Raw genomic sequence first — 3,714 nt, forward strand, 5'->3', positions numbered from 1 at the left:
CTCCAGGCCGTTCTGGATTGCGTTGGTCTCCATGACCAACAGGTGTGCGAGATGTTCCGAGCGCCTCCGAGCCGCTCCAGGACATCCCATGCCGAACTGGGCGGTCGCCGGTCGGACGGGCCTCGCGGCCCAGTTTCTGGCCGGTTTCTGGCTGTCTGATCAAATCTCAAATGCTTTCAGGCTCGGAGATCCATGATCTCCGAGCCTGAATTCAGTAGCGGGGGCAGGATTTGAACCTGCGACCTCTGGGTTATGAGCCCAGCGAGCTACCGAACTGCTCCACCCCGCGTCGCTGAACAGAACCTTACGGGATCCGTTCCTGCGGGCCAAATCCGGGGTGGGGCGGTCAGTTCGCGGCCTTCTCCCCTGCCTTCGCCGGCTCCTGGGCCGCCAACGTCAGCGCCTGGTCGACGAACCGCTGGGCCCGGTCGATCTGCTCGCCGTAGGTCGCGAAGTCCTTCTTGGCAAGGGCCGCGTCGGCCGCCGCGAAGGCGGCGTCCGCCTTGGCCAGCGCGGCGCGGATCTGCTCCGCGACCGTGCCGGTCGGCTCACCCTTGCCGTTGCCGCCCTTGCCGTTGCCCTTGTCATCGGGCTCCGGCTCGACCGGGTCGTTGGGATCGACGCCGAGCACACTGGCCAGCGCGTCACCGAGGGTCCGGCCGATACCGACCTCGCCGCCGTACGAGACCAGCACGTACTGCAGGATCGGGTACGACGAGGTCGAGCCCGCGCGGACGGCGTAGACCGGCTCCACGTAGATCAGCCCGCCCTTGACCGGCAGCGTCAGCAGGTTGCCCAGGATCGTCTGACCACCCGATCGGTTGAACTGCGCCAACTCGTTGGCGATCGTCGAGTTCGAGGTGAACTCGTTGGCGATCAGGCCCGGCCCGGGGGTCTGCTGGTCCGGCAGCTGCAGGACCCGCATCTTCCCGTAGTTCTCCGGGTCCGAGGCGTCGGAGTCGACCGAGACGAACGCCGCCAGGTTGTTCTTGTTGTACGGCGTGAAGACCGAGGTCAGCGAGAAGACGTTCTGCGCTCCCCCGAAGGCCTCCGGCTGGTCCACGAAGAGCCGGTACGGCGGCTGCAGGTGCCCCGCCACGTTCGGGTCCTCGGGCACGGCCCAACGGTTGTTGCCCTGGTAGAAGTCGCCCGCATCCGTCACGTGGTAGCGCGCGAACTGGTAGCGCTGCACCTTGAACAGGTCCTCGGGGTAGCGCAGGTGGTCGAGGAGGTTCTCGGGGATCTCCTCCTTGTCCAGCACGGTGCCGGGGAAGGCGGACTTCCACGCCTGCAGGATCGGGTCGGCGTCCCACTCGTAGATCTGCACGGTGCCGTCGTAGGCATCGACGGTCGCCTTGACCGAGTTGCGCATGTAGTTGATCTCGTCGGTCGGCAGCGCCCGGAGGCCCACCGACTCCTGCAGCGAGTCGTCGGTCATCGTCCGGAACGACTCACGCTCCGAGGAGGGGTAGCGGTCGGTGGTGGTGTAGCCGTCCAGGATCCACAGGATCCGTCCGTCCACCACGGCCGGGTACGGGTCGCTGTCGACGGTCAGCCACGGGGCGACCTTCTCCAGCCGCTCGCGCGGGGTGCGGTTGTAGAGCACCTTGCTCTGGCTGTTCACCCGGCCCGAGAGCAGGAAGTTGGGCTCGGAGAACTTGACCGCGTACATCAGCTGGTTGAAGAACCCGCCGATGTCGACGCCACCGAGGCCGTCGTACGTCGTGGTCTTGTCCTGGACGTCGCTGCCACCGCCGGCGTCGTTGCCCAGGTCGAGCTCGACCTGCCCGGTGCCCTCCTCGCGGCCGACCACCGAGTAGTCGGGGCTCAGCTCACCGAAGTAGACACGCGACTCGTACTCCCCCAGCGCGTCCTGACCGGCCTCCTGGCCCTCGGCCCACTGGATGTCGATCGACTCGGTGACGTTGCTGATCGGGCGCTGGTTGGCGTACGCCGCGATGATCCCGTTGCCGTGGGTGTAGACGGTGTGCAGGTTGGACCAGTTCTGGTCGCCGGCGTTGATGCCGTCCTGGTCGAGCTCGCGGACACCGAGGACCAGGGCACGCTCCTGTCCACCGATCTCGTAGCGGTCCACGTCGAGCACCGGGGCGACCGAGTAGTAGGCGCGCACCTGCTGGCGCTGCTCGAACGTCTGACGCACCAGCTGCGGGTCCACCAGCGGCGTCGAGGAGGTCTGGCCGTCCAGCTCCGCGAGCTGACCGGAGGAGGCCTTCGCCGAGCTCGTGTACGGCGCGACCTCCGCGTCGCTGACGTCGTAGGCCTGGCGGGTCGCGTCGATGTTGCGCTTGATGTACGGCGCCTCGCGGTCGGCCTCGGAGGGCTTGACCTGGAACTGCTGGACGATGCCGGGCCAGATCAGGCCGAGCAGGATCGCCGAGACGGCGAGCAGCGCGAGCCCGACCGAGGGCAGCATCCAGGTGCGCCGCCAGACGTTGACGAAGAAGAGCACCGCGCAGATCACGGCGATCCCCATCAGGATGTTCTTGGCCGGCAGCACCGCGTGGTCGTCGGTGTAGGTCATCCCGGTGATCAGGCGGCCGGTCTGGTTGACCAGGTCGAAGCGGTCCAGCCAGTAGTCGCCGGCCTTGACCAGCACGAAGACGCCGAGCAGGAACGACAGCTGCGCCTGGGCGGCACCCGAGAGCCGGTCCCGGGTGGCCTGCAGCCGGACCCCGCCGTACAGGTAGTGCACGACGCCGGCGGCGAGCATCGCGATGATCGTGACGGCCATCGTGAAGTCGAGCAGGAAGTGGTACCAGGGCAGGTCGAAGACGTAGAAGCCGATGTCCTGCTTGAAGTAGGCGTCCTCGTCACCGAACGGCACCCCGTTGCGCCAGAGCATGTACTGACGCCACTGACCCACCGCCGAGCTGCCGGCGAAGAGCCCCATCAGCGCGGAGACCCCGATCAGCAGCCACATCCGGATCGGGGTGACCACCTCGCGGTAGCGGTCGAGGTTGGTCTGCTCCGGCGAGTTCGGCCGGAACATCGGACGCATCCGGTAGGCGAGGTACATGTTCGCGCCGACCACCAGCGCCATCACCGCGGCGAAGACCAGGAAGAGCCCGGTCTTGGTCCAGAACAGCGTCGAGAAGACGGCCGGGTAGCCGCCGGAGCGGTACCAGAGCCGGTCGGTGTAGATCGAGGAGAAGGTAGTCAGCCCGAAGAACCCGATCACCACCACGAACGCGGTGATCGCCAGGGCTCGGGACCGCTTGGGCGGCGCCTGCGGCGGCGGCGGGGGGGTGCTCCGCGGGTCGTCGGCGAACAGGTCACTCATGGGGTCTCCTCTTCGAGCGTGGCCGTGAGCAGCGCGAGCAGCCCGGGCACGAGGTCGGCACCGCCGACCACGGACTGGTCATCGTCATGGGCGCGCAGGCGCAGCGCACAGTACGTCGAGCCGGCGCGGGTGGCACCGGCCACGATCCGCACCTCCTGGCGCAGCGGGTGCTCGCGGGCGAACTCCTCGGCGCCGGCCGGGTCGTCGGGGATCTCGGCGTCGACGTCGGGAGGCAGCACCAGTCGTTCGACCACCGCGGCGCACCCGGTCACCTCGCTCGGCCAGACGATCGACTCCAGCACCGACTCCAGCGGCCGTTCGGCGCTGAGCTGGTCCTGCTCGACGGGGGTCAGCGACCCCTGCTCGGCGGCGGCGTCGAGCCCCATCGCGGCGGCGAGCGCAGGCTCCCGCTC

Annotated in this window: 2 protein-coding genes and 1 tRNA gene; all 3 read right to left on the bottom strand. The window is 68.2% G+C overall.

Annotation, left to right across the window (positions count from 1 at the left end; genetic code table 11):
* Nucleotides 1-215 precede the first annotated feature (215 nt).
* Nucleotides 216-289: transfer RNA gene (locus ABZE72_RS16190), tRNA-Met, on the bottom strand.
* Nucleotides 290-346: 57 nt separating this feature from the next.
* Nucleotides 347-3,301 carry a UPF0182 family protein gene (locus tag ABZE72_RS16195; protein ID WP_372730068.1) on the bottom strand — a complete coding sequence of 985 codons (2,955 nt, stop codon included), beginning with the start codon at nucleotides 3,299-3,301 and terminating at the stop codon, nucleotides 347-349.
* Nucleotides 3,298-3,714, bottom strand: a 417-nt coding sequence (locus tag ABZE72_RS16200) for a PPA1309 family protein (protein WP_372730069.1), incomplete at its 5' end; no start/stop codon positions are given. The genes ABZE72_RS16195 and ABZE72_RS16200, both read right to left, overlap by 4 nt.

The organism is Nocardioides sp., from assembly GCF_041600255.1.
Taxonomy (GTDB): Bacteria; Actinomycetota; Actinomycetes; order Propionibacteriales; family Nocardioidaceae; genus Nocardioides.

Coding starts and splice junctions, on each gene's coding strand:
- ABZE72_RS16195 (WP_372730068.1), bottom strand. CDS start 3,301: ATGAGTGACCTGTTCGCCGACGACCCGCGGAGCACCCCCCCGCCGCCG.